1 pseudogene is annotated in these 1282 nt (G+C 62.9%); it reads right to left on the reverse strand.

The annotated features are described in order from the left end of the window. Window positions 1-1199 (reverse strand): annotated as a pseudogene (locus tag E3D03_RS20785) (IS3 family transposase); the annotation flags it as partial. Window positions 1200-1282: the final 83 nt, after the last annotated feature.

Below are 1282 nucleotides of genomic sequence, written 5' to 3' on the forward strand. Positions count from 1 at the left end.
CTGGTTGCCGAGCGAGGAATGCGGCCTGACGTGGTTGTCGTCGTAGCGCCAGAGGGCCAGCTTTCGGCGGGCATCGACCAGGCTTTCGAAGATCGCCTCGTTGAGGCATTCGTCGCGCAGGCTGCCATTGAATGGCTCGATGCCGCCATTTTGCTGGGTATGAGGAGGATTGGAAAACAGTCCGGGGGACTGTTTTCCCGACGATTGGCCCGGATCGATGTAATGCCATTCGACGCCGTTCTCCTTGGCCCACTTCAGGATCGCCTTGCTGGTGAACTCGGTGCCCCTCCTCGGGAAAACGATCCCCCGGATCGTTTTCTGATCCTCGTCGATCACTGACGACACAGGCCGGCTTGCCGCAGATCCTGACCAGCGCATCCAGTTCCCGCGCCACCCTGGCCCCGAGATGCTGGTGTCGGCGATCAAGGCGAGGTTTTCGCGGCAGCAATCGTCGTTCACGGCCAGAATGCGGAACCTGCGGCAGGCCCCGAACGTGTCGGCCAGGAAGTCCGGCGACCACCGCTGGTTCGGCAGCAACGGCACTGGCATGGGGGTCCGACTGCCGCGCGCCCGCTTGCGACCGCGCCTGCGCCGCACCGACAGACCTTCCTCCCGGTAAATCCGGTAGAGCCCTTCGCCCTGCAAACGATCCCCCGGATCGTTTGCTTTACGGGCTCCGATCTCGTTCATGACCATGCCCTTGCGCTCCAGCATGATGCCCACGCGCCGATAGCCGAAGCGGCGGCGCTGCTCGGCGATCTTGTGCATCTCCTCACGGATCTCCGGGTTATCGGGCGGCCGCTTGCGCCGCACCGTCTTCGGATCGACACCGATCGGAACGCAGGCGCGACGCTGAGAGATCGGATGATCCCTCAGCGCCCGCAGTGCCGCGTCCCGCCGTTGCACCAGCGTCGTCAGGGCTTTGCCAGCAGATCCTTCAGCACCACGTTGTCAAGCATCGCATCCGCCAGCAGGCGCTTGAGCTTCGCATTCTCGTCCTCAAGCTGCTTCAGCCGCTTGGCGTCGGACAGGTCCATGCCGCCATACTTCGCCTTCAGCTTGTAGAATGCCGCGGGGCTCAGCCCATGCTTCCGACAAAGCTCGGACGTGGGCAAACCAGCCTCCTGTTCCTTGATCATCCCGATAATCTGTTCATCGGGGTTTACGCGGCCCCACTGGGGCCACGGTCCCCTCTTCATCGGTAAAACGGCTCTTCCTCATCTCGTCTGCTCCTTCAGATTGGGCAGACTCTACATCACGGCGAGGGAAATTCGGGGGGGGG

It is taken from the genome of Paracoccus sp. DMF, assembly GCF_004407025.1.
In the GTDB taxonomy this organism is placed as follows: Bacteria; Pseudomonadota; Alphaproteobacteria; order Rhodobacterales; family Rhodobacteraceae; genus Paracoccus; species Paracoccus aminovorans_B.